The sequence below is a fragment of the Curtobacterium sp. L3-7 genome (assembly GCF_048756585.1).
Taxonomy (GTDB): domain Bacteria; phylum Actinomycetota; class Actinomycetes; order Actinomycetales; family Microbacteriaceae; genus Curtobacterium.
Window position 1 is genome coordinate 3,219,623 of the sequence record NZ_CP151474.1, and the last position, 25,846, is coordinate 3,245,468.

Here is a 25,846-nt window from a genome sequence, read left to right on the forward strand (position 1 = left end):
GGTGCTGACCTACCCCTGGTTGCGGCGGCGGATGCCGCGCGCCAGCCGGGAGAGGCCGAGCAGCAGGAACCCGAGGACCACCAGGCCACCAGCTGCCCCGGCGAGCGGGGCGACGTCGGCACCGGTGAAGGCGAGACCGCCTGCGGTGCTGCCGACGCCGTTCCCGGAGCCGCCGTTGCCCGCGCCGGTCCCCGGCAGCCCAGGTGTGCCCGGCGTGCCCGGCGCACCGGGGTCGCCCGGCGTCCCAGGCGTACCGGGATCGCCCGGCGTGCCGGGGCCGCCCGGGGCGACCGCTGCGTCGACGATCATCGTCCACACCTGTGGCTCGGACGTCGCACCGTCGACCGTCTGGGTCGCCGTGATCCGGTGCGTGCCGACCGCGAGGCGCAGCACGACCCGCCAGGTCCCGTCCGTCCCTGCCGTCACCGTCACGGGGTCGCCTCCGTCCGCCGTGACCGTCACCGTCGCGCCCGGTTCGGCGGTGCCCGTCACGGGCCAGTCGACGTACCCGTCGCTGCCGGCGGTCCGGTGCGACCCGGACGGTGGCGACGTGACCGCGAGCGGGTCGACCGCTCTGACGACGATCGGGACCTCGGCAGCGGTGCTGTTCGTCCCGTTCACCGTCTGCACGGCGCGGATCGTCCAGCGTCCCTCCGGGACGCGGTCGAAGCTGACGCTCCAGTTGCCGTTCGCGTCGGCCGTCGTCGTGCGCACCTGCCCGGTCGACAGCGTGACCGTGATCGTGGCACCCGGTGTGGCGTGGCCCGTGACCGTGAAGGACCCGGTGTCGCCCGCCCCGGTGCCGGGGATCAGCTGGCCGGGGACCGGCGAGGTGATCACCACGTCCTCCGGTTCGGCGACGACGACCGTCACCCCGCTGGTGACCGGGTCGGAGGTCCGGCCGCCGACGGTCTCGGTGACGGACACCGTGTGGTCGCCCGGCGGGACGTCGCCCACCGTGACGGTCCAGGATCCGTCGGTCCCCGCGGTCGTGCTCACCGTGGTGCCGTCGATGTCGACGGTCACGGTGGCCCCGGGCTCGGCGGTGCCGCTCACCGGGATCGACGCGCTGCCGCCGGTGATCGGGACGACCTGACCGTCGGACGGGCTCGTCACCGAGACCGGCGTGGCGGCGACGACCGAGAAGCCGACCTCCGGAGCGGCGACGTCCGTCCCGCCGACGGTCTGCGTCGCGCGGATCGTGTGCTGCCCCTGCCCGATCCCAGGCACGGTGACCGTCCAGGCCCCGTCGCCGTTCGCCGTGGTCGTGACCGGCGTGCCGCCGTCGATCGTGACCGACACCGGTGCGTCCGGAGCGGCCGCGCCGGTGACGGTGACGTCCGTCGACCCGCCGAGCACCCGGTACGCCGTACCGGCTGCCGGCGACGTGACGACGATCGCGTCGGCGTCGGCGATCGCGACCGAGAACCCACGGCCGGCCGGATCGGACGTCGTGCCGTTCACGACCTGCGTCACGGACAGGGTGTGGTCTCCCTCGCCGAGTCCGTCGACGGTGGTCGTCCAGCGGCCGTCCTGACCGACGATCGTCTCGACCGGGTCACGCCCGTCGGCGACGACGCGGACCGTGGCGCCCGGTTGGCCGCTGCCGTTCACGACGACGTCCGCACCCGTGGCGCCCGCAGGAACCGTGATGGTCGACCCCGCTGCCGGGGCGTCGATCGCGAGCGTCGTCGCGCCGGCGACGGTGAAGCGGGAGGCCACCGGTGCCGAGGTCGAGCCACCGGTCGTCTGGGTGGCCCGCACGGTGTGCTGGCCGATCCCGACGCCGTCGAACTCGACCGACCACGTCCCGGCGTCCGTCGCGGTGACCGTCTGCTGGTCGCCGTCGTCGAGCGTGACCCGGACGGTGGCGCCCGACTGGGCGGCGCCGGTCGCGGTGACCGTCGTGGTCTGGTCGTCCTCCGCCACCCGGATGGTCGAGTCGGCGACCGGGGTCGCGATCGTGATCGGGTCGGCGACGACGACGTGGATCGGCACGGTGACCGGAGCGGACTCCGTGTCGCCGATGCGCTGCGTGACGCTGACGACCGGGTCGCCGGCGCCCACGTCCGCCACGTCGACGCTCCACGCGCCGCTGGTCCCGGCCGTGGTCGACTCGCTCCGTCCGCCGCCGAGGTCGACGACCACGGTCGCGCCCGGTTCGGCGGTGCCGCTGACCGTGATGGTGGTCGTGGCGTCGTCGTCGGCCACGGTGTACTCCTGGTCGGTCTCCGGCGTGGTCACCTCGACCGGTGCACCGGCCTCGACGGTGAACGTCGACTCGACGGGGGTCGTCGAGGTCGATCCGGCGACCGTCTGCGTGACGCTGACGTCGTGGTCCCCGACACCCAGGCCGTCGACGTCGAGCGCCCACGTGCCGTCCGGTCCGGCGGTGACGTCGACCGGGTCACGGTCGTCGATCGTCACGGACACCGTTACACCCGGCTGGGCGTCACCGGCGACCGTCACGGTCGTCGTCTGGTCGGCGTCCGCGACCGTGATCGGCTCGTCGGCGCCCGGCTGGCGGATCGTCAGGTCGGCGGCGGGGACGACGGACACCGGTCGTTCGACCGCGGCGCTCGTCGTGCCGTTCAGCGCCTGGGTCACCGATGCCGTCCAGGACCCGGTCGGGATCCCCTCGACGGTCGTCGCCCAGTCACCGTTCTCGTCGACGGTCGCCGTCGCCGAGCCGCCGCCACCGAGGTCGACGGTGACCGTCGCACCGGGTGCCCCGGTCCCGGAGAAGTCGACGTCGGTCGTCGCGTCACCGTCGGCCACGGTGACACGGGTGGCGCCGGCCGGGTCGGTGACGGTCAGCGCCGCTCCGGCGACGACGGACACGCCGACGGTCGCAGCCGGCGACGTCTGGCCGTCGAAGCGTTCGGTCGCCGTCACCCGGTAGTCGCCGACCGGCCTGTCCGCGAAGGTCCACTCCCAGTCGCCCCCGTCGTCGGCGGTGACCGTGTGGGTGGAACCATCGGAGAGCGTGACGGTGACGTCGGCGCCCGCCTGCGCGGACCCGGCCACACGGACGTCGGCCGTCCCGCTCGGGTCCGCCACGGTGAGCTGCTCGCCGTCCGACGGCGCGTCGATGACCACGCCGTCCACGGCGCGGACGTCGACCGTGCGGTCCGGACTGGAGGCAGTGGTGCCGTTGACGCTCTGGGTGGCGGTCACGGGGACCACACCGACCCCGACGTCGGTGAACGTGACCGTCCAGGCGCCGTCGCCGTTCGCCGTCGTGGTGGCCTCGTCGTCGCCGAGCCGCACCGTGACGGGTGCGTTCGCGGCGGCGGTGCCGCGGACCGTCACGTCACGCGTGCCGTCGTCGCCGATGACGGACAGGACGTCACCCGCCGCCGGGTCGGTGACCGTGACGGGGTCGGCCGCCTCGATGCGCACCGTGCGGTCGACCGGGCTCGACGTGGCGTCCCCGATGGTCTGCGTGACCGAGACGGGGTGCGCTCCCACGCCGAGGCCGGGGAAGGTGACCGACCAGGTGCCGTCCGCCCGGACCGTGGTGGTCTGGTCGTCGGCTCCGTCGGTTCCCGCCGTGATGGTCGCTCCCGGCTGCGCCGTCCCGGAGACCGTGACGTCGGTGGAGACGTCAGGACCCGCGACGACCGTCGTGGCGTCGGCGCCCGGTGCGGTGATCCGGACCGGCGACGCGGTCACGACCTGGAAGGTGGTCGGGAGCGCACTCGTCTCGACGTCCTCGATCGACTGCGTCGCGTTCACGGTGTACGTGCCGGTGGGCGCGAGACCCTCGACCGTGACCGTCCACGTCCCGCTCGTCGCGTCGGCGGTCGTCGTCAGCGGCGTCCGGCCGCCGACGGACACGGAGACGTCGGCCCCCGGCTCCGCGGTGCCCGTGATCGTCACGTCTGTCGTCGCGTCCGCGTCCACCACGACGAACCGGGAGCCGGTCGGCGGGGTGTCGATGGTGACGGCACGGCCGGGCACCACGGTGAAGTCACGCTCCACGGTGGGACCGTCCGTGCCGTTCACGGTCTGCGTCGCGCTGACGGTGTGGCTGCCGATGCCGAGCGTGGTGCTGCCCGTCGCCGGCGCCGTCCAGCGCCCGTCGGCCCCGGCCGTCACCGTGATCGGGTCACCGCCGTCGAAGACGACCGTGACGGTCGCCCCGGCTTCTGCGGTGCCGCTCGCGATGACGCCGGCGGTGCCCCCGCCACCTGCGGGGACCTCCTGCGCGTCGGTCGGCGTGTCGATGGTCAGGGCGTCACCGGCCTCGACCGAGAAGTCCCGGTCCACGGCGGCCGAGGTCTGCCCGCCGACGGTCTGCGTGACGGACACGGTGTGGTCGCCGGTCCCGACGTCGGGCAGCGTGACGCTCCATGCGCCGCTGTCGTCCGCGGTCGTGGAGACCGGTGTCCCGCCGTCGAACACGACGCTGACGTCGGCGCGGGGCTCGGCGGTCCCGGTCACCGGGACGTCGATCGTCGAGGAGTCCTGCGCGACCGTGGTCGTCGAACCCTGCGCCGGCCCGGTCACGGCGAGCGCCGCCGCGGCCCGCACCGTCACCACCTGCCGGAGCACCGGCGAGGTGGTGCCGTTCACGGTCTGCGTGGCCGCGATCGTGTACCGGCCGACCGGGACGTCGTCGACGGTGACCGACCAGTCGCCGTCGTCGTCAGCGGTCGTGGACGCGGTCCGGCCGCCGCCGAGGTCGACCGCGACGTCGGCGCCGGCCTGGGCGGTCCCGGAGACCGGGAGGTCCGCCGTGGTGCCCGCGAGCACCGTGACCACGGCGCCGTCCGCCGGAGCGGTGATCACGATCGGATCGCCGGCGCTGACGGAGAAGGTCGAGGTCACCGCGGCCGAGGTGGTCCCACCGACGGTCTGGGTCGCGGTCACGGTTCGGCCGCCGACCGGGACGCCCTGGAACGTCGTCGTCCAGTCGCCGTCGTCGTCCGCCGTGACGATCGCCGTGAACGCACCGCCGATCCCGACCAAGACGCGGGCGTCCGGCGCCGCTGAACCACTGACCGTCACGGGCGTGGTGGACGATGCGTCGGCCACCGTGATGACGCTGCCGTCGGTCGGAGCGGTGATCGTGAGTGCCGCTGCCGCGGTCACCGAGAACGCACGCTCGACCGGGTCGCTCGTCGATCCGCCGACCGTCTGGGTCACCGACGCGGTGTGCTCGCCGGCCGGGATGCCCGTGACCGTGGTCGACCAGGTGCCGTCCGCACCGGCCGTGGTGCTGGCGGTGTGGCCGTCACCGGCGTCGACGTCGACCGTCGCGCCGGGCTGGGCGGTACCGGAGAACGGGACGTCGCGCGTCCCGTCGTCGGCCACCGCGAAGTCCTGCCCGTCAGTCGGGGTCGCGACCGTCAGACCGGCGGCCTGCACGACCCGGAACCCCCGGGTGACCGCGTTCGACGTCGAGTCACCGACGGTCTGCGTGACGCTCGCGGTGTAGCTGCCCGCCGGGACACCGGGGACGGTGACGCTCCATGCGCCCGAGCCGTTCGTGGTGCCGGTGCCGGTACGACCGCCGCCGAGGTCGACGGCCACCGTGGAGTTCGGGGTCGCGGTGCCGGTGAGGGTCACCGGGGTCGAGGCACCCGTGATGGTGAAGGTCTGCCCGGCGGTGGGTGTCGTGATCGTCAGCGCCTGCTGCGCGACGACCGAGAACGGCTGCGTGGCCGTCCCCGCCGTCGCACCGCCGACGGTCTGCGTCGCCGTCGCGGTGTGGTCACCGGTCGGTACGTCCGCGATCGAGGTCGTCCACGTGCCGTTCGCGGCCACCGTGGCGGTTCCCGTCCGGCCGGTACCGAGGTCGACCGCGATGGTCGCCCCGGGTTCGCCGGTACCGCTGACGGTGATGGACCTGGTCGACGACGCGGACGGGACGCTGAACTGCTGGTTCGCGGTCGGCGTGGCGATCGTCACCGGAGCGACCGCGCTGGCACGCACCGTCGACGTCGCGAGGTCGACGGTGGCGACGTTCGCACCGGGCAGGATCGACAGCCGCAGGGCGTGCACGCTCCTGGCTCCGGCGTCGGAACCGCGCGGGTCACGGAACCCGGTCGTGGTGTCCTGCGCGTTCACGGTCAGGTCGATGACCTGGCGCAGCAGCAGGACCGCCGGTGACAGCAGGTTCGCCACCGCGGTGGTGGTCGTGGTGAGGGTCTGCCCGAGCGTCGTGATCGCGGCGCCCGTGAGGAGCGGGCCGACGACCCCGCGGACGAGCGGGATGAGGGTGGTGTTCACGACGGGTGTCAGGAGCGGCACGAGCGCGGCGCCGGTGAGCCCGGACGCGGTCACCGTCGTGGTGCCCGTCGCGGTGCCGAGCACCTGCCCGAGGGTGGTGGCGACGTTGAGCGTCAACCCGGTGATCGGCAGTCCGGCGAGCGTGGCGTTCGCGGTGACGCGGATCGAGATCGCGGTCGAGTTGATCGTGTTCACGACGGCGGTCTGCAGTGCCGAGGGCAGCTGGCGTTCGAGGATGTCCGCGATCGCCGTGTTGATCGACGTGACCGCCTGCTGCGTCAGCACCGGGGTGTTCGCCGGCTGGCCGTTCAGGGCGGTGAGCTGGTCGAGGTCGACCGACACCGCGCCGGTGGCCGGCGTGATCGTGACGGCCCCGGAGGTGAGCGGTTGGGCGAGCACCTGGGTGAGCGTGTCGTCCAGGTTCAGGTTCACGGTCGCCTGCGCCGTCGTCCCGCTCAGCGAGATCAGACCGAGTGACGACAGCGCACCCGTGAGCCCGGTGGTCAGCTGCCCGGTGATGTCGGAGAGTGCGCCGTTCGCGCCGATGGTGGAGTTCACCCCCGACGAGAACGTCCTGAGGTCGCTCCGGAGCGACGTCGTCAGCCCCGACACCGCAGGGCTCTGCAGGTTCAGCTTCGCCCCGGCGATCTGGTAGTCGCTCGTCGTCCCGACCGAGGTACCGCGCGTCGCGGAGATCGTCGAGGCGAGCGCACCGACCTCGAGCCGGCCGTCGGCGAGGACGCTGGAGCTCGCGCCGACGCGGGACAGCAGCGGGTCGAGGTTCACCGAAGCACCCGACCCGTTCGCGCCGTTGCCGACACCGATGCCGCCGTTGCCGGTGATGAGCCCGGACGACGCGGTCGCGCCCGACGCCGAGGACGTCGCGTACTGCCCGGCCGCGCCGAGGGTCAGGATGCCGTTCGTCCCGAGGAGGTCGATGTCGTTGCCGAGGTCCAGGTTCACCGCGTTCAGTGCCGTGACGTCCACCGGCTGACTGGTGGTCCCGCCACCGGAGGTCGCGCCACGGGCGGAGTAGGCACCGGCCAACTGCACGATGGCGTCGGCGTCGACCAGCCCGGACCCGCCGAGCAGCACGCCTTCGCTCTCCGCGACGTCGCTCGGCGCGGCGGCGGCCGGCTGGATCGCGACCGTCGCGGCGATGAGCGCGGTCACGGTGGCGACGACGCCGCCGCGGAGCAGCAGCCGATCACCGCCTGGTGCTCGTCGTCGGTGTTCCCGTCGGCCTGGAGTGGTCTGTCGTGTGCCATCGCCGGCTCCGGTGGGTACGCGGGTACCACGGAGCGACACGTGCTTGCGCATGTGTGTTCCTCATCCTGGCGGGCATGCCCGCCACCTGATCCTCGGATCCCCGCCGGTGGTGAGCCGGTGAGGGCAGGAACCCTGGTTGGGAGTTCCTGAGGGCGATCTTGGCACACGTTCAGGCTGGATGTGCGTCCCGGGACGAAAAAGACTCCTCACGCACCCCAGGCGGACGAAAAAGACTCCTCACGCACCCGCCAGAGCCCGGTTACCCTTGCTGCGTTTCCGCCCTGGGGGAGTTGGCCTGGATGGCGTCACGTGAGGAGCCGCCAAGCAGTCTACCGGACACGAGGAGCACGATCGAACCATGAAGATCGCCATCGCCGGAGGACACGGCCAGATCGCCCTGCTCCTCGCCCGCCTGATCACCGAAGCCGGACACGAGGCCATCGGCATCGTCCGCAACCCCGCCCACGTGTCGGACGTCGAGCAGACGGGAGCAGCCGCGATCGTCGCCGACCTCGAGCAGCTCGACGACGACCAGCTCGCACTCCGACTCCGCGGTGTCGACGCAGTCGTCTTCGCCGCCGGTGCCGGCCCGGGCAGCGGTGCGGAACGGAAGCTCTCCGTCGACCGCGACGCCGCCGCCCTGCTCGCTGACGCCGCCGAACGGGCGGGGATCGACCGGTACGTCATGGTGTCGGCGATGGCCGCGGACACCTACGACCCGGAACTCGCGGTCGTCCCGGCGAAGGACGACGCCGCGGTGTTCCAGGTGTACCTCCGCGCGAAGGCCGAGGCGGACGCCGACCTGCGGGCGCGGAACATGCGGTGGACGATCGTCCGACCAGGTGGCCTGCTCGACACCCCGCCGCAGGGCACGATAGCCGTGGGCAGCACGGTCCCCAGGGGGTCGATCCCCCGTGCCGACGTCGCCGCTGTCGTCCTGCACGCGCTCCTCGACGACACCGCGGTCGGCGTGCAGTTCGAGGTCACGAGCGGCAACACCCCGATCCCGGCGGCGCTGGCAGCGATCAGCTGACGAGCAGCACTCCCCCTACAGCGCGACCGCGGCGGACTGCCGGGCGATCTCGAGCTCCTCGTTCGTGGGGACCACGAGCACCGCGACGCGGGAGGAGTCGGTCGAGATCAGTCGCGCCTCCTTCGAGTGCAGTTCGTTGCGGTCGTTGTCGACCTCGATCCCGAGGTGCTCCAGCCCCGCGAGCACACGTCGGCGGAGCAGCGCGTTGTTCTCGCCGACGCCCGCGGTGAACACGACGGCGTCGAGCCCGCCGAGCTGGGCGGTGTAGGCGCCGACGTACCGACGGATCCGGTGCCGGTAGACGGCGAGCGCCGCCTCTGCGGTCTCGTCGCCGTCGATCGCAGCGGCCTGCACGTCACGCATGTCGCCGTTGCCGGTGAGGCCGAGCAACCCGGAGCGCTTGTTGAGCATGTCGTCGAGCTCGTCGAAGGACAGACCGGCCTGGCGGTGCAGCTGGATGAGGACCGCGGGGTCGAGGTCGCCGGAGCGGGTGCCCATCACGAGGCCCTCGAGCGGGGTCAGTCCCATCGACGTCTCGATCGACCGGCCCCCGTCGATCGCGGCGGCAGAGGCCCCGTTGCCGAGGTGCAGCACGATCGTCTTGAGCTCGGACAACGGCCGGTCGAGGAACACCGCCGCCTGCTCGGAGACGTACTTGTGGCTGGTGCCGTGCATGCCGTATCGGCGGATCCCGTACTCGGCCGCGAGGTCGGCCGGGATCGCGTAGGTGTACGCGTGCGGCGGCATCGTCTGGTGGAACGCGGTGTCGAAGACGGCCACGTGCGGCACGTCCGAGAAGACCTGCTTCGCCGCGCGGATCCCCTCGAGATTCGCCGGGTTGTGCAACGGTGCCAGGCTCGAGAGCTCCTCGATCTGGCGCTCGACGTCGTCCGTGACGACCGTCGCACTGTCGAACGTCGTCCCGCCGTGCACGACTCGGTGTCCGACGACCGACGGCGGGTGCTCGTCGAACGACGGTCCGACCTTCGCGAACGCGTCGATCATCGCCTGGAACCCCGCGGCGTGGTCCGGCACGCGAGCGGCGTCGTTCGAGGAGGACTCCCCCGTCAGCGCGTTGGTGTGCTTCCACGCACCGGTGGACTCGCCGATGCGCTCGACGAGCCCGGACGCGAGCGTGCGCTCGCCGTCGAGCTCGATGAGCTGGTACTTGAACGAACTCGATCCGGAGTTCACGACGAGGGCAGCGGTCACTGGTGGCTCACTTTCATGGGTGGCCGGGTGCGGCCGGACGGGAGGCTGTGGCTGGGTCTGGTGGTCAGGCGACGGTCGGCGCCGGGTCGGCCTGCGCCGCGGTGCCGGCCTGGATCGCGGTGATCGCGACCGTGTTCACGATGTCGCTGACGAGCGCACCGCGGGAGAGGTCGTTGATCGGCTTCCGCAGGCCCTGCAGGACCGGTCCGATCGCGACGGCGCCGGCCGAGCGTTGCACGGCCTTGTAGGTGTTGTTGCCGGTGTTGAGGTCCGGGAAGATGAACACCGTCGCGCGGCCGGCGACCGGCGAGTCCGGCATCTTCGTGCTCGCGACGGTCGGGTCAGCGGCGGCGTCGTACTGGATCGGCCCCTCGACCAGCAGATCGGGTCGGCGCTCACGCACGAAGGCCGTGCCGGCGCGGACCTTGTCGACGTCCGCGCCCGAGCCGCTGTCGCCCGTGGAGTAGCTGAGCATCGCCACGCGCGGGTCGATGCCGAACTGCGTCGCGGTCTCGGCGGACGAGATCGCGATGTCCGCGAGCTGCTCGCTCGACGGGTCGGGGATGACCGCGCAGTCGCCGTAGACGAGCACCCGGTCCGCGAGCGCCATCAGGAACACGCTCGACACGATCGACGTGTCCGGACGGGTCTTGATGATCTCGAACGACGGTCGGATGGTGTGCGCGGTCGTGTGCTTCGCACCGGAGACCATGCCGTCGGCGAGGCCGAGCTGCACCATCATCGTGCCGAAGTAGGAGACGTCGGTCACGGTGTCGCGGGCGAGTTCGACGCTCATGCCCTTGTGCGCACGGAGCTTCGCGTACTCCTCGGCAAAGCGTTCCCGGAGCTCCGGGTCGAACGGCGACACGAGCTGCGCGGCGTCGAGGTCCAGGCCGAGTTCCGTCGCGCGTGCCCGGATCGCCGTGGGGTCGCCGAGGATCGTCAGCTCGCACACCTGCCGCTGCAGGAGGGTCGAGGCGGCACGGAGGATCCGGTCGTCGTCGCCTTCCGGCAGGACGATGCGCTTGCGGTGCTCCCGGGCACGGTCGAGCAGCCCGTGCTCGAACATCAGCGGTGTGACCACCCCCGACGGGGTGACCTGCAGCCGGGCGAGCAGTTCGTCGGCCTGCACGTGCCGTTCGAAGAGCGACAGCGCGAGGTCCGCCTTCCGCGGGGAGTCCGCGGCGAGCCGACCGCGCGTCTGGGTGATGCGGAGCGCGGTGTCGTACGTGCCGAGGTCGTTCGTGGCGATCGGCAGCGAGCTCGACAGCCCTTCGAGCAGCCGCGTGATCTGCGGCGCGGTCTCGAACCCGCCGTTGAGGATCACGCCGGCGAGGCTCGGGAAGGTGTCGGACTGGTTCGCCAGGAGCGTGGCGATGAGGACGTCGCTGCGGTCCCCCGGGACGACGACGATGCCGCCCTCGATGAGCCGCGGGAGCACGTTCTCCATGCTCATGCCCGCGACGACGGTGCCGAGTGCTTCACGGTCGAGGAGCGCGTCGTCACCGCGGACGAGCGTCGCCCCGGTGGCGGCGAGCAGCGCCCGCACGGTCGGTGCGACGAGCACGGCGTCCTCGGGGATGGCCCACACCGGGACGTCCGGGTGGTCGTCGTGCACCGCACCGGCGACGCTGTCGCAGATCGCGGCGAGGGCATCGGGGTCCGCGCGGTTGACGACGACGCCGAGCAGCTGCGCGTGCGCCGCGCGGAGTTCGCTCGTGGTCACGTCCGCGACCTGTGCCATGTCCGCCGGGGTGCGGGTCCCGCGTTCGGCGGAGTCCCGGCCGCCGAGCACCAGGAGCACGGGGGCGCCGAGGTTCGTGGCGACCTTCGCGTTGAACGAGAGTTCGGTCGGGCTCCCCACGTCCGTGTAGTCCGAGCCGAGGACCACGACCGCGTCGCACTGGCGCTCGACCTGGGCGAACCGGCTGACGATCGTGCCGAGCGCGGCGTCCGGGTCCGCGTGCACGTCGTCGTACGTCACCCCGACGGCGTCTTCGTAGGACTGGTTCGCCCCGCTGTGCTGGAGCAGGAGCTCGAGCACGTAGTCGGGTTCGTCCACGGAGCGGGCGACCGGCCGGAACACGCCGACGCGTCCGACCGTGCGGGCGAGGGTCTCGAGGACACCGAGCGCCACCGTGCTCTTGCCCGTGTGTCCTTCTGCTGACGTGATGTAGATGCGGGTCGACACGCTTCCCAGGGTAGCCGTCGGACATGTCACGACATCTGGGAGCGAAGGACCTGTGGAGCGGGGTGGTCATCCACACCCCGCAAGACCTGTACCATGGGGTGTCGTCATCGCGAGATGGCGCCAGGAGAATTCGCCTAGTGGCCTATGGCGCACGCTTGGAAAGCGTGTTGGGTGCAAGCCCTCGGGGGTTCGAATCCCCCATTCTCCGCCAGCACCAGATCGAAGGCGCACGTGTCCAACGGACCGTGCGCCTTCGGCGTTCCCGAGCGGATCCGACGGGTTGACACGTCACCGGTCCTCCAGGTTGGGGACCTCGTTGCACCCCGTTCGCCAAGGAGTGCCACCGAAGGGTGGACAGACCTGTCGCCGATACCCGCGAGTCCTCTAGGCTGACCCCGCGGAACGCCCGGGACGGACGGGCCGCGGGGACGAGGAGAGCAGTGGTGGGGGAACCGACGGCGCCGGCGACGGCGATGACGGACCGGGTGACGTACGACGTCGTGGTCCGGCCGCGGGCTGCACTCGTCCGCTCCACCGCGCTGAGCATCGTCTTCTCGGCGGTGCCCCTGGCCGTCGCTCTGGTGTGGGTGTCGTTCCCGTTGCAGATCTGGGCCGTCGTGGCCAGCGTGGTCGTCGTCCTCGGTGGCCTGGTCGGTCTCCTGTTCATCCGCCTGCGGTCGGCGTTCGTCGGCCTCGGTCCCGACGGCGTCACCGTGCGCGGCGTGCTGACGCCGAGTTGGACCGTCGCCCGTGACACCGTTGCGGGCGTGGTGCTCGCGACGACCTTCGGCAGCTCCGTCGATCGCACCTCGCGGGAGCTCGTCGCGCTCGACGCGGAGGGCACGCGCCTGTTCCGGATGCGGGCCGACGTGTGGGGCGACGCCGGTCTCGAGCAGATCGTCGACGGTCTCGGTGTGCAGGTGACCGAGCTCGGTCGTCCGCTGTCCACGCGCGAGTTCAGCCGACGCCACCCCGCCGTCCGAACCCGCCGTCGCTGACGCAGGAGCACCCGACGCACCAAGCGCCGAGCGCCGAGCGCCCGGACACCCTACCGCCGACGACGCAGGGTCGAGAAGATCCCCTGCACCACCTCTTTCGCGATCGAGCCGCCGAGCCCGCCACCGAGCAGCTCGGACAGCGGGTCGTCCGTCTTCCGCGAGGTCGACGTCCGCGACGACGTGCTCCGTGACCGTCGGGTCTGCGCTGCCCGCTCCGCCTTCTCGAACTCGCGCTGCGTCCGCTCGTACTCCTTCTGTGCCGCAGCCCGGTCGCGCGCTTCCTGCTTCGCCTGCGCCGCGGCCTCCTTCGCGGCCGCGGCCGCGGCACGAGCGGCCTCCTTCTCCGCCTCAGCGGCAGCGGCAGCGGCGGCTTCCTGCGCGTCCGCGGCAGCAGCCTGCGCAGCAGCAGCCTCCATCCGACGGGCCAGCATCTCGTGTGCCGAGTCGGGGTCGACGCGGGTGCCGTAGGTGGCGAGGAGCGGGGACGAGGCGACCCGAGCCTCCATCTCGGCCGACGGCATCGGGTCCATCGACCCCTGCGGCGCGCGGAGGCGCGTCCACGCCACGGGGGTCGGTGCGCCCTTCTCGTTCATCACGGTGACGATCGCCTCGCCGGTGGCCAGCGACGTCAGGACCTCCCCCAGGTCGTACTCGCTCGTCGGGTACGTCGACACGGTGGCCCGCAGCGCCTTGGCGTCGTCGGGGGTGTGCGCCCGGAGCTGGTGCTGGATACGGGAGCCGAGCTGGGCGAGCACGTCGTTGGGGACGTCCTTCGGGGTCTGCGTGACGAAGAAGATGCCGACGCCCTTCGACCGGATCAGCCGGACCGTGCGGATGATCTGTTCGGTGAAGTCCTTCGAGGCGCCGCTGAACAGCAGGTGTGCCTCGTCGAAGAAGAACACCAGTTTCGGCTTGTCCTGGTCGCCGACCTCCGGCAGCTCGTTGAACAGGTCGGCGAGGAGCCACATCAGGAACGTCGAGAAGACCTCCGGCTGGTCCTGCACCCCCGGCACCTCGAGCAGGCTCACGATCCCCCGGCCGTCCGCGGCGGTCCGGAGGAAGACCTGCGTGTCGATCTCGGGCTCACCGAAGAACTGGTCGGCCCCCTGGTCCGCGAAGGTGATGAGCTCGCGGAGGATCACGCCTGCCGTCTGCTTCGACAGCCCACCGAGTTCGGCGAGTTCCGGTTTGCCCTCGTCACTCACCAGGAACGTCAGGACGGCCCGGAGGTCGGACAGGTCGACGAGCGGCAGCCCGGCCCGCTCGGCGTAGTGGAAGACCAGCCCGAGCGACGACTCCTGCGTGTCGTTCAGCCCGAGGACCTTCGACAGCAGCAGCGGCCCGAAGCCCGAGACGGTCGCCCGGATCGGCACGCCGGTGCCCTGCCCACCGAGCGAGTAGAACTCCGCCTGGCTCGCCGCCGGGGTCCAGTCCTGGCCGATGCCAGCGGTCCGTGCCAGCAGCTTCTCGTTGCCGATCCCGACCACCGCGAGCCCGGACAGGTCGCCCTTGATGTCGGCGGCGAACACCGGGACGCCGTTCGCGGCGATCTGCTCGGCGAGCACCTGCAGGGTCCTGGTCTTGCCTGTCCCGGTCGCGCCGGCCACCAGGCCGTGGCGGTTGAGCATGCCGAGCGGGATGCGCACCTGCACGTCCGGCAGGGGGTCGCCGTTGACCAGGGCGCCGAGCTCGAGGGCGCTGCCGTCGACCGTGTAGCCGTCGCGGATCGCCGCGACGGACGCTTCGCCGAGTGGCCCGCTCGGGCCGCCACCCGGTCCCGCATCGGCGGCCGCCCCGAGGGTCGTCCCGGCGGTCGCCCCGAGGGTCGTTCCGGCGGTCGCCCCGACGGGAGGCTCGGTGCCGGTCGCCGGTGCGGCCTGCGGTGTCGCGGCAGCCGGCTCCTGAGCCGGGTCGGCCCCCACCGTCGGCTCCGGATCGGACGTCCGCGCCGGCTGCTCGAGCGCCTTCGCGAGTTCCTCGGCACGCGCCGCTGCTTCGTCCGCGAGGCGTCGCGCCTCGTCCGCTGCCGCCCGCGCTGCCTCGGCCGCGGCCCGTGCCTGCTCCACCACGTCGCTCATGGACACAGCCTATGGACGCGTGCGCCGCCGCGGTACGGTCTTGGGTCTACCGCGGACGCTCAGTGGGTGAGCGCCGGCACCGTCCGCGGCCGCACGACCGCCCACAGCAGCACGATCGCGACCGCCGAGGTGCACGCCATCACGGCCGCCATCGGCGCGGCCTGCGAGATACCGAGCCACCCGACGATCGGCGAGATGAGCCCGGCGACCCCGAAGTTCAGGGCGCCGAGCACGGAGGCAGCGGTCCCCGCCTCCTTGCCGTGGGCGGCCAGGCCGATCACCTGCACGAGCGGGAACGAGAACCCGCAGGCCGCGATGAAGAACCACAGCGGGACGAGCACACCGACGAGCCCGGCGCCGAGCAGGTCGAGCACGATGATCGCGACCGCCGCCAGGAAGAGCGTCGCGGTCGAGCACGCCAGGATCCACTGCGGTCCGACGCGCTGCGCGATCCGCGACGAGATCTGCACCCCGACCACGACGCCGACGGAGTTCACCGCGAAGAGCAGCCCGTACTGCTGGGCGTCCAACCCGAAGACGTCCTGGAACAGGAACGGCGACGCACTGAGGTAGGAGAACAGCCCGCTGAAGACCATCGCCCCGATGAGTGCGACCCCGACGAAGATCCGGTCGGAGAACAGGGCGCGGTAGCGCTGCCCCATCGTCGAGTGGCCGGCCTCGTGCCGTCGAGCGGGCGGCAGGGTCTCCACGATGAGCAGGATCGACGCGATCACGACGGCCAGGCCGTAGCAGGCGAGGAACACGAAGATCCCACGCCAGCTGACGAACCGCAGCATCTGGGACCCGATGAGCGGCGCGAGGATCGGCGCGAGGCCGTTCACCATCGCCAGCCTCGACAGCATCCGGACGAGGGGCTTGCCGCCGAACAGGTCCCGGACGGTGGCCATCGCGACGACGCCACCGGCAGCGGCACCCATGCCCTGCAGCACCCGGAAGACGGCGAGCACCTCGATGTTCGGCGCCATCGCCGCGCAGATCGACGCCGCGATGTGCACGGTCGTGGCGATGATGAGCGGCAGTCGGCGACCGACCTTGTCGCTCCACGGGCCGACGAGCAGCTGGCCGAACGCGAAGCCGATCGTCGTCGCGGTCAAGGTGAGCTGCACGGCGCCGTCGGTGACCCCGAACTGGTCCTTCAGGGACGGGAACGCCGGCAGGTACAGGTCGATCGTGAACGGCCCGAGCGCGGTCAGCGCACCGAGCACGAACACGTACACGAGGCGCTGTGCGCGGGAGAGCGAGTCCCCCGGGTGGAGGATGACGGTGAGCGAACCAGTGGTCGCGGGCGCGGTCACGGCAGAGTCCTTCGACGATGAGGGGCGGTGGGGAGAGGTGATCGCGGGATCGATCGAATCGATTCGTCCGCGGAACCATCCTAGGGGCGCGTCGGCACGCGCCGCATCCGTCGCCGTTCGTTGCCGCGTGTCGTCGTGGTCGACGCGGTGCCCCTTCCCGGACCTGCGGTACCGTCGGAGGGCTCGGGAGCCTCCGGGCGGACTCGTACCGGAAGAGGGGGTGGGCGTCATGGTGGACGCTCGGATCCTGCACACCACGGCCGCGCTGCGCGAGGCGATCCTCCGGCTCGCCGCCGACCGCCCCGTCTCCGAGATCACGGTGGCCGACGTCACGCGTGCCGCCGGGATCAACCGTGCCACGTTCTACTCGCACGCCGTCTCCCCCGGCTCGCTGCTCGCCGACGTGCTCACCCCGGAGCTCGACCGCATCCGCGACGACGACGCCGAGGCGCGCCGGGTCGCCTCCGACCGGGGTGCGAGCCGCGAGGAACTGGCCGCGATCACCCGCAAGGGCATCAACGCCGTCGTCGAGCACGTCGTCACGCACCGGGACATCTACGGCAAGGCACTCCCCGACCCGGACGACGGCTCACTGCACCGGCTGCTCGTCGAGCACTTCACCGTGTCGAGTGCGCTGCACATCCGGGAGCTCGACCAGGCCACGCGCCCGGAACTCCTCGACGACGTCGCGGCGGGCTTCGTCGCCCAGGGGTTCGTCGGCGCGATCGAGGCCTGGCTCGCCGGCCCCCGACGTGCCCGCAAGGCCCTCGTCGACACCATCACCGCGTCCTTCCCGACGTGGTGGAGCTGACCGCCCGGCCCTTCCGCGCGGTGTCGCGTCGGTGGCCCCTTCGCGCGTAGCGGGTTGATTCGCGCGGAGGAGGCCCGTTTTTCCGACCGCCGACGCTCGATCCCACATCCCATCCCGCGCGTGATGGGTCGGAACGTGCACGCGCCCGGACGGGAGGCCCGTGGCGGGGCCGCCACGAGCCTCCCGTCCGGCCCGCGGTCGCGACCAGAGCGGCCGACCTGCGTCAGTCGGTGGCCGGCTTCTCGCCCCGCTGGAGCGACGTCACGGCGGCGACCGACTGCTCGACGAGGTCGGCGTCGGACTCCGTCCCGGTGATGCGGTAGTCGGACGACACCCCGTCGCCACCGGTGCCGCTGGCGGGGACCGCGCCGTCGAGACCGACCACGACCACGCCCGCGTCGTGCGCTGTCTGCAGGACCCCGGTCAACGCCGAGGGGTCGTCGGCCTGGACGAGCAGCGCCTTCGCGCCCGTACGCACGAGGTCCCGCACCGCGGTCCGCTGCGATCCGGCCGGGTCGTCCGCGTCGGCGACCCGCACGTCGGGCCGGAAGCCCGCCTCGGTCAGCGAGGTGCGGAACCGGTCGGGCAGCGATGCACCGCCACCGGCAGGCGTGGCTCCTTCCGGGAGCAGCACGACCCCGACGACGGCGTGCTGGTCGAACCCGCCGTCCGAGCTGGTGAGGTCCGTGCTCGTGACCGGCGTCGGCGCGACCGACGTCGTCCCGCTGCACCCGGCGAGGACGAACACCGCGCTCACCAGGGCGGCGGCGGCCAGGATGCGACGCACGGTTCCTCCTCGACGTGGGTCTGCCACGCTACCCGTTCCCGGCGGACGACGGAGGCGGCACCGGACCGAGTCGGCGGACGGCGAACCACCCGACGAGCGCGATGACGGTCATCGCGGCGAACACGAGGGAGAACGCCGTGGCGTCGTGCCGTCCTCCTGAGGCGGTGAACAGCAACCCGGCGACGGCGAGCCCCACCACGCTGCCGGCGGCGTCCGCGATCGTCAGGGCGGAGCTCGCGAACCCGTCGTCCCCCTCGCTCGAGAACCGGAGCGTCAGCATCGAGGTGCGCGGGTACGCGACGCCCATCCCGGCACCACCGACGAACCAACCGGCCACGAGCACCCAGACCGGCAGGTCCCCCGCCGCCACCGCGAACGCCGCGACCAGACTGACGACGACGAGGCCGAGCCCGACGCCGAACGCCCACGTCGCGGTGAACCGACGCTCCCCCAACCGCCCGTGCACCCAGCTCGCGCCGGCCCAGCTGAGCGCCGCGACGGTCAACGCCAGCCCGGCCGCGGACGGCGAGAGCCCGTGCTGCGCCTGCAGGAGGAACGGCACGTACGCCTCGGCGCCGAAGAACCCAGCAGCGAGGACGCCGCGGAGCAGCACCACCGACGGCAGACCGGGAGCGGCGGTCAGGGTGCGACGCGGCAGCAGCGGACGCAGGGCGACCCAGGCGCCGACGAGCCCGACGACCACCGCGGCGATGCGTGGCACGACCGGCAGGTCCGGAGCGACGTTGAGCAGGAGGACGGCGACGGCGGCCGCGACGGACCACGCGATCCGCCCGCGCTGCCACGGTGGGCGGAGTGCAGCGGCCGGCGGGTGGAGCCGTCCGAGGGTCGGCACCAGCAGGCTGAACGCGACGACGGCGATCACGAGCGCCCCGGCGAACACCCAGTGCCAGCTGGAGAGCTCCGTGACGAAGCCGGCGAGCGCTGGACCGACGAGTGCCGGGACCACCCACGCCGCGGCGAACCCGGCGAACACGGGACCGTGGAGCTCCGCGGGGAAGATCCGGGCGACCAGGACGTAGAGCACCACGTCGATCGCGCCGGCGCCGAAGCCCTCGACCAGACGACCGGCGAGGAACACCGGCATCGTCGGCGCGAGCATGACGATCGCGGTCCCGACGGCGAAGAGCGCCGCGGACACCCACGCCACCACGCGGCCGCCCGCCCGGTCCGTCCAGTTGCCGGCGAGCACCATCCCCGGGACGCCGGCGGCGAGCGGTGCCGCGAAGCTCAGCGAGTACAGCGTCTCCCCGTGCAGGTCCCGGCTGATCTCCGGCATGATCGTCGTCATCGCCAGGTTCTGGAACGCGGCGACGGCCACGATCGCGACCATCCCGATCGTCGGGAGGGCGTACCCCCTGCTGAACAGGGTCGTCCTCGTCGGCGTCGTGGCGGTCACCCGCCCAGGCTAGCGGCGACCGGACGGACCGCGGGTCCGCGGCGGGTCGGCGCCGGGTCAGCGGCGGAGCGCCTGCTGGACGTCCGCGACCAGGTCGCCGGCGTCCTCGATGCCGACCGACAGGCGCACGATGTTCTCCGGGACCTCGAGCTCGGTGCCCTTCACGGACGCGTGGGTCATCTCGCTCGGGTACCCGATGAGCGACTCCACCCCGCCGAGCGACTCGGCGAGCGCGAACACCTCCGTCGACTCGGCGAACCGCTTCGCCGCCTCCGGACCACCCGCGAGCGCGACCGAGAGCATCCCGCCGAACCCGCGCATCTGCCGGGCGGCGACGTCGTGCCCGGGGTGGTCGGTGAGCCCCGGGTAGTAGACGTGCTCCACCGCGGGGTCGCCGACGAGTGCCTCGGCGACCGCCTGCGCGTTCTGCGAGTGCCGCTCCATCCGGACCGCGAGCGTCTTGATGCCGCGGATCGTCAGCCATGCGTCGAACGGCGACGAGATCGCACCGGCGCCGAACTGCAGGAACTGGACCTTGTCGGCGAGCTCCTGATCCCGCAGCACGATCGCCCCGCCGACGACGTCGGAGTGTCCGCCGAGGTACTTCGTGGTGGAGTACGCGACGACGTCCGCGCCGAGGGCGAGCGGCTGCTGGAGGTACGGCGACGCGAAGGTGTTGTCGACGACCACGAGCGCGCCGGCGTCGTGTCCGACGGCGGCGAGTGCCTCGATGTCGGCGATCTTCATGAGCGGGTTGGTCGGGGTCTCGACCCACAGAACGGTCGACGCCGGCGCGTCCTGCAGTGCGGCACGGACCCGGTCGAGGTCGCTCATGTCGACGACGACGAGTTCGACACCCCACGGTACGTGCAGCCGGTTCACGAGCCGGTGCGTGCCGCCGTAGACGTCGTTGCCCATGACGACGCGCGAACCCGGCGTCAGCGTGGCGCGGAGCAGGGCGTCCTCGGCGGCCAGGCCGGACGAGAACGAGTACGCGGCGACGCCACCGTCGAGGTCGGCGAGCAGGGTCTGCAGGGAGTCACGCGTCGGGTTGCCGGATCGGGAGTACTCGTAGCCGTTCCGCATCTGCCCGATGCCGTCCTGCACGTAGGTCGACGTCAGGTGGAGCGGCGGGATGACGGCGCCGGTGGGGCCGTCGGGCTCCTGGCCGGCGTGGATGGCGCGGGTGCTGAACTCGGTCATGTGCTTTCTCCAGGTCGCAACGGGAGGCTCGGATCGCGTCGGTCGCGCAGCGCACGGTGGGTGCGCTGCCGCGCTCACTCGGACAGGTAGGTGAGCAGGTCGTGCCGGGTGAGCACGGTGACGGGCTTGCCGTCCTCGACGACGAGGAGCGCGTCGACGGACTCCAGCGCCCGCCGGGCCGCCGACACGGACTCGCCGACGCCGATGAGCGGCAGCGGGTCGCCGACGAAGGCGGTGAGCGCGTCCGCCATCTTCGCGGCACCGGTGAAGACCTGCTCGAGGAGTGCCTTCTCCTCCACCGCGCCGACGACCTCGCCGATGACGACGGGCGGCTCGGCGCTCAGCACGGGCATCTGCGAGACGCCGTACTTGGTCATGATGTCGACGACCTCGCGGACGGTGTCCGACGGGTGTGCGTGGACGAGGTCGGGCAGACGGCCGTCCTTGCCGGCGATGAGCGACCCGACGGTCCGGGCGTCGTCGGTCTCCGCGAACCCGTAGGAGCGCATCCAGCGGTCGTTGAAGATCTTGCCGAGGTAGCCCCGCCCGCCGTCCGGCAGGAGCACCACGACGACGTCGTCCTCGGTCAGGTCCTGCGCCGCACGGAGCGCCGCGACGACGGCCATGCCGCTCGAGCCGCCGACGAGCAGGCCCTCTTCACGCGCCAGGCGACGGGTCATCGCGAACGACTCGGCGTCCGACACCGCGATGATCTCGTCGGGGACCTCGGGGTCGTACGCCGACGGCCAGAAGTCCTCGCCGACGCCCTCGACCAGGTACGGACGGCCGGTGCCGCCGGAGTACACGGAGCCCTCGGGGTCGGCGCCGACGATCCGCACGCGGCCGTCCGACGCCTCCTTCAGGAAGCGCCCGGTGCCCGTGATGGTGCCGCCGGTGCCGACGCCGGCGACGAAGTGGGTGATGCGCTCGTCGGTGTCGCGCCAGATCTCCGGACCCGTGGTCTCGTAGTGGCTGCGCGGCCCGTTCGGGTTCGCGTACTGGTTCGGCTTGTAGGCACCGGGGATCTCCTGCACCAGCCGGTCGGACACCGAGTAGTACGACTCCGGGTGCTCCGGCGGGACGGCCGTCGGCGTGACGACGATCTCGGCGCCGTAGGCGGTGAGCACGTTGCGCTTGTCCTCGCCGACCTTGTCCGGCAGCACGAACACGCACCGGTACCCGCGCTGCTGGGCGACGAGGGCCAGCCCGACGCCGGTGTTGCCCGACGTGGGCTCGACGATGGTGCCGCCCGGCTGCAGGTCGCCTGAGGCTTCGGCGGCGTCGAGGATCCGCGTGGCGATGCGGTCCTTCGACGACCCACCGGGGTTCAGGTACTCCACCTTCACCAGCACCGTGGCGCGGATGCCCTCGGTGACGCGGTTCAGGCGGACGAGGGGGGTGTCGCCGACGAGGTCGACGACGGAGTTCGCGTAACGCACGCACCGAGTCTACGGACTGCCTCCCTGTGCGAGTCAGCATGTGTCGGACCGGGCCCACGCCGCCGGTGCCGGCGCGACGCGCCAGCGGCGTGCCGGCCGTGCCGATGGGGGGAGGCACGGTGCCAGCTGGCACCGAGCCTCCAGACCGCACGGAACGCGACCGAGCCGCTGCCGCAGGCCGCCGGGTCAGCTCGCCACGGCGCGGAGCTGCGCGATCCGCGCCTCGAGCGCGTCGGCGACGTCCTGGTGCCGCCGGTCGATGACCGCACCGATGTCCTTCGCGAGTTGCGGCGACGACCGCACGATGGTGTCGATCGCCTCGACCGGGACCACGAGCACCGTCACCTCGGTCAGGGCGACCTGGTTGGTCTGCACGACCTCCCGCGTCAGCGCGGTCTGCCCGACGTAGTCGCCTGCTTCGACCCTGGACGCCGGGAGCTGCTCGTCCTCGAACGGGACGCGGAGCTCGACGCTGCCGGACAGGACGAACCGCAGTGCCCGCGGAACGACTCCGGGGCGCATGATCGTCTCCCCCGCCGCGTACCGCTCGAGCCGGACGACGGGGCGCAGCGCGATCGCGTCGTCTGCGCCCAGGTAGAGCGTCGGCGCGATCGTGTCCACGGCGGCGTCACGGCGCTCGTCGGTGACGAAGTCGTCCGTGGTGTCGCCGTCGAGCCCGAGCCCGGCACGACGTGCGGCGTACCAGAGCCACAGCCGGAACACGGCGAGCGCGTCGCCCTCCTGCGACGGCCCGCGCACCTCGAACGACACCGAGTAGGCAGCTCCGCCGATCGGCACCGCTGACGGCGTCGTGCCCGGGTACTTCTGCGGGAGTTCCGCCGCGATGCGCTGGAGGAGCGCCACGACGGCCGCCGGCGGGTCGTCGGTCGTGAAGGTGACCTCGGTCGACACCGGGAACGTGCCGCCCGTCCTGGACAGGTTCGTGAACGACGCGCCCGCGAGCGACGAGTTCGGCATGATCAGGATGCCGTTGCCGGTGTCGATGTGCACCGACCGCCAGTTCACCTCGACGACCCGGCCCCGCGCGCCGCCGGTGTCGAGCCAGTCACCCAGGCGGAACGGCTGCTCGAACAGCAGGAACAGGCCGGCGATGACCGGGCCGACCGCGGACTGCAGCGCGAGGCCGATGACGAGCGACCCGACGCCGAGCGCCGTGAAGATGCCGCCGACGTCCGCGTTCCAGACGAGCTTGAAGACCAGCGCGAGCCCGAGGGCGATGAGCACGATCCTGGCGATGTCGACGAAGATCGACGGGATCTTCTCGCGCCAGGTGCCCTTCCTGGCGTTCGTGAACAGCATGATGTTCAGGCCGTTGAGCACGAAGATGATCACGAGGAACCCGAGGACGGTCCCGATGATCCGGTTCGCCGTCACCTCCTTCGGGTCGACCGCCTCGGTGACCTGCGTCGACAGGATGAAGATCGCGATGAGCGGGACGACCGCGTTCCGGAGCAGGCCGATGATCTTGTGCAGGTCGTTGCCGCGCCGCTGCAGGTTCGACTGCCACTCGGTGAGGACGAGCAGCACGACCGGCAGCCCGATGATCACGACGATCGCCGGCCAGAACCAGTCCTGCTGCCAGAACGGGGTCATCGCGCACTCCTGACGAACTTCCACACCCGCTGCGGGCCGCCCTGCGTCTCGACGAGGCCGGCCTCTTCCAGGTCGTTCCGGTCGCCGAGCTTGTCGACCACCCGCTGCGTCGCGAAGACCCCTGGTGTCGGCGCGATGCCCTGCACCCGGAAGGCCAGGCTGACGGCGTCGCCCCACATGTCGTAGATCAGGCTCGACTTGCCGACCAGGCCGCTCGTCACCTCACCGGTGTCGATGCCGGCCCTGAGGCCGATCGATGCGCCGTTCTGCGCGTTGAACCGGTCGATGACGGCCTGCGCGTCCGCGGTGAAGTCGACGACCCTGCGGACGTTGTCCACCCGGGGCACCGACAGGCCGCAGCTCGCCAGGTACCCGCTCCTCGTCGACCGCACGCGTTCGACGCCATGGCGCTGTGCGGCGTCGTCGAAGGACCGCCAGACGTCGTTCACGAGCGCGAGGGACTCCTCCGCCGACAGGTCCCTCGCGAAGTCGTCGAACCCGATGATGTCGGCGTAGACCACCGCGACGTCCTGGTGGTCAGCTGCGATCGTCTGGTCGCCCTGCTTGTACCGCTTGGCGACTTCGTCCGGCATCATCGTCCGCAGCAGCGCGTCGTTCTGCCGTCGCTGGTCGTCGAGCAGGTCCTGCTTGACCTTGAGGCTCCGGCTCATGTCGTTGAACGCGAGCCCGAGGTCGCCGATCTCGTCGCCCTGCTTCGCGCGGACCTCGACGCCGATCTCGCCCGCGCTCACGCGGTTGACCGCGGTCTGCAGGCGTCTGATCGGCCGGACGAACACCTGCGCGAGCAGCAGCGACAGCAGGGACACCAGGACGATGATCCCGACGAGCGCGAGCCCGATGTTCCTGGTGAGCTCGTTGATCGGCGCGAACGCCTCTGACGTGTCCATCTGCGCGACCACCACCCAGCGCAGGCCGTCCACCTCGAGCGGTGCGTAGGCCGCCAGGGTCTCCTTGCCGCGGTAGTCGTCCGCGATCACCGTGCCCGTCTTGCCCTGCAGTGCACGGCTCACCGGGGTGGTGTTCACCTGCTGGAGCAGGACCGACCCCTTGACCTGCACCTCGCGTTTCGCCGTCGCCGGAGCGGTGCCGGCCGAGACCACGTCCCGCTCGTACTGCTTCGGGTGCTCGATGAGCTGCCTGGGGTAGGAGCGCATCAGGTGGTCGTCGCCGACGAGGTACGACTCACCGGTGTCGCCGAGCCCGTCCCGCGCCCAGTCCTGGTTGCCGGTCATCACCTGGGTGATCAGGTCGACGGGCACCTGCACGGCCAGCACGCCGAGCACCTTGCCGTCCTCGGCGACGGGAGACATCACCCAGAGCGTCGGCACGTTCAGGCTCGGGACGTACCGCGCGAAGTCCGTCACCACGATGTCGTCCGAGCTCGTCAGCTGCAGCGCCTCCTTGTACCCGGTCGCCAGGTTCGAGTCGCGGTACGGGCCGTCCTCCAGGTTCGTCCCGAGGTCCGCGCCGGCGTACGCGGAGTACACGACGTCGCCGTCCGTGTCGAGGAGGGCGACGTCCTCGTACCCCTGGGCGTCGACGACCTGGCGGAAGTAGGGCTGGTACTCGGCGTGCGCAGCCGACCACGAGCTGCCGTCACCGGCGTCGTCCTGCTGGATCGCCTTGTCGTAGTCGTCGTACGGCGCCGTGTACCTCGCCTGCAGGTACGCCTGCGGGTCCTGGGTCGGTGCGAACTGCTCCGGGTTCGCCGTGCCGCCGCTGCGAGCGTCGAGCTGCGGGACGAACGTGTCCTGGTACCAGCCGTCGACCTTGCTCCGGTCGCTCGCCGACACCGGGGTGTCCTGCAGGTCGTCCCATCCGGACGTGAACGCCTTCGTGGCGCCGATCACGCTCGCGTTGCGACTCTGCGAGACCACGGTCTGCGTGAACTGGTTGAACGAACGCTTCAGCTCGGTGATGCGCGACTCCCGCAGCGACGTCACCTGGTTCAGCGCCGCCGTCTGCAGGGCGTTCCGGCCGTTCACGTACCCGACGGCGCCGATCACCAGGGCCGCCAACACGCTCACACCGAGGAGCATCACGAGCAGCTTCGACTGGATGTCGAGCGAGCCGGTGGTGACGAACCGGCGCCAGCGCCCCTTGCGGCGTGCCGGCTGGTCGATCACCCGGATCGAACCGGTTTGGGTCCCGGGCTCTGCTTGCGGGATCGGGTCCGCGTCGGGGGCTGCTGGAGGGACTGCTGTCACGGGAACTCCGATC

At 71.9% G+C, this 25,846-nt stretch carries 14 protein-coding genes, 1 tRNA gene and 1 other RNA gene; 4 read left to right on the forward strand and 12 right to left on the reverse strand.

Annotated features, from left to right (window positions below):
• Positions 1-9: 9 nt before the first annotated feature.
• Entirely contained in the window at positions 10-7,557 is a 7,548-nt protein-coding gene (locus AAEP80_RS15450) for a choice-of-anchor G family protein (RefSeq protein ID WP_420365044.1), read from the reverse strand.
• Between the two features lie 174 nt (positions 7,558-7,731).
• Positions 7,732-7,828, reverse strand: an RNA gene (ffs, locus tag AAEP80_RS15455) — signal recognition particle sRNA small type.
• 36 nt (positions 7,829-7,864) lie between these two features.
• Between ffs and AAEP80_RS15460 the strand changes: the two genes are divergently transcribed.
• Positions 7,865-8,539, forward strand: a complete 675-nt coding sequence (locus tag AAEP80_RS15460; RefSeq protein ID WP_420365045.1) for an NAD(P)H-binding protein — start codon at positions 7,865-7,867, stop codon at positions 8,537-8,539.
• A gap of 15 nt (positions 8,540-8,554) precedes the next feature.
• On the opposite strand, the gene AAEP80_RS15465 is transcribed toward AAEP80_RS15460, so the two are convergent.
• Positions 8,555-9,751: an acetate/propionate family kinase gene (locus tag AAEP80_RS15465; protein ID WP_420365046.1), complete on the reverse strand. Its 1,197-nt coding sequence runs from the start codon at positions 9,749-9,751 to the stop codon at positions 8,555-8,557.
• Between the two features lie 64 nt (positions 9,752-9,815).
• Complete coding sequence (gene pta, locus AAEP80_RS15470; RefSeq protein WP_420365047.1) at positions 9,816-11,942, reverse strand: phosphate acetyltransferase; 2,127 nt, start codon at positions 11,940-11,942, stop codon at positions 9,816-9,818.
• 123 nt (positions 11,943-12,065) lie between these two features.
• On the opposite strand from pta, the gene AAEP80_RS15475 reads away from it, so the two are divergent.
• Together AAEP80_RS15475 and AAEP80_RS15480 are read left to right on the forward strand one after the other, a co-directional pair.
• Positions 12,066-12,153, forward strand: a tRNA-Ser gene (locus AAEP80_RS15475).
• 232 nt (positions 12,154-12,385) lie between these two features.
• On the forward strand, positions 12,386-12,940 hold the full coding sequence (locus AAEP80_RS15480) for a hypothetical protein (RefSeq protein WP_413601502.1): 555 nt from the start codon (positions 12,386-12,388) through the stop codon (positions 12,938-12,940).
• A 50-nt stretch (positions 12,941-12,990) separates the two neighbouring features.
• On the opposite strand, the gene AAEP80_RS15485 is transcribed toward AAEP80_RS15480, so the two are convergent.
• Positions 12,991-15,018, reverse strand: coding sequence for a helicase HerA-like domain-containing protein (locus tag AAEP80_RS15485; protein WP_420365048.1), 2,028 nt, complete (start codon positions 15,016-15,018; stop codon positions 12,991-12,993).
• A 59-nt stretch (positions 15,019-15,077) separates the two neighbouring features.
• Entirely contained in the window at positions 15,078-16,334 is a 1,257-nt protein-coding gene (locus AAEP80_RS15490) for a multidrug effflux MFS transporter (protein WP_281265101.1), read from the reverse strand.
• A gap of 229 nt (positions 16,335-16,563) precedes the next feature.
• On the opposite strand from AAEP80_RS15490, the gene AAEP80_RS15495 reads away from it, so the two are divergent.
• Positions 16,564-17,145, forward strand: a complete 582-nt coding sequence (locus AAEP80_RS15495) for a TetR/AcrR family transcriptional regulator (protein ID WP_420365049.1) — start codon at positions 16,564-16,566, stop codon at positions 17,143-17,145.
• 223 nt (positions 17,146-17,368) lie between these two features.
• On the opposite strand, the gene AAEP80_RS15500 is transcribed toward AAEP80_RS15495, so the two are convergent.
• The 6 genes from AAEP80_RS15500 to AAEP80_RS15525 form a co-directional block, all read right to left on the reverse strand.
• The gene (locus AAEP80_RS15500) at positions 17,369-17,932 is read right to left on the reverse strand and encodes a substrate-binding domain-containing protein (RefSeq protein WP_420365050.1); all 564 of its coding nucleotides are present in this window, start codon (positions 17,930-17,932) and stop codon (positions 17,369-17,371) included.
• A gap of 28 nt (positions 17,933-17,960) precedes the next feature.
• Positions 17,961-19,349: an MFS transporter gene (locus AAEP80_RS15505; RefSeq protein WP_420365051.1), complete on the reverse strand. Its 1,389-nt coding sequence runs from the start codon at positions 19,347-19,349 to the stop codon at positions 17,961-17,963.
• 57 nt (positions 19,350-19,406) lie between these two features.
• Complete coding sequence (locus tag AAEP80_RS15510) at positions 19,407-20,552, reverse strand: cystathionine gamma-synthase (RefSeq protein ID WP_402729590.1); 1,146 nt, start codon at positions 20,550-20,552, stop codon at positions 19,407-19,409.
• Positions 20,553-20,626: 74 nt separating this feature from the next.
• A complete protein-coding gene (locus tag AAEP80_RS15515; RefSeq protein WP_420365052.1) occupies positions 20,627-21,991 on the reverse strand; it encodes a cystathionine beta-synthase in 1,365 nt (454 codons plus the stop codon).
• Positions 21,992-22,177: 186 nt separating this feature from the next.
• A complete protein-coding gene (locus AAEP80_RS15520; RefSeq protein WP_413601496.1) occupies positions 22,178-23,605 on the reverse strand; it encodes a mechanosensitive ion channel domain-containing protein in 1,428 nt (475 codons plus the stop codon).
• Positions 23,602-25,833, reverse strand: coding sequence for an adenylate/guanylate cyclase domain-containing protein (locus AAEP80_RS15525; RefSeq protein ID WP_420365053.1), 2,232 nt, complete (start codon positions 25,831-25,833; stop codon positions 23,602-23,604). The genes AAEP80_RS15520 and AAEP80_RS15525 overlap by 4 nt, the downstream gene beginning before the upstream one ends.
• Between the last annotated feature and the right edge of the window lie 13 nt (positions 25,834-25,846).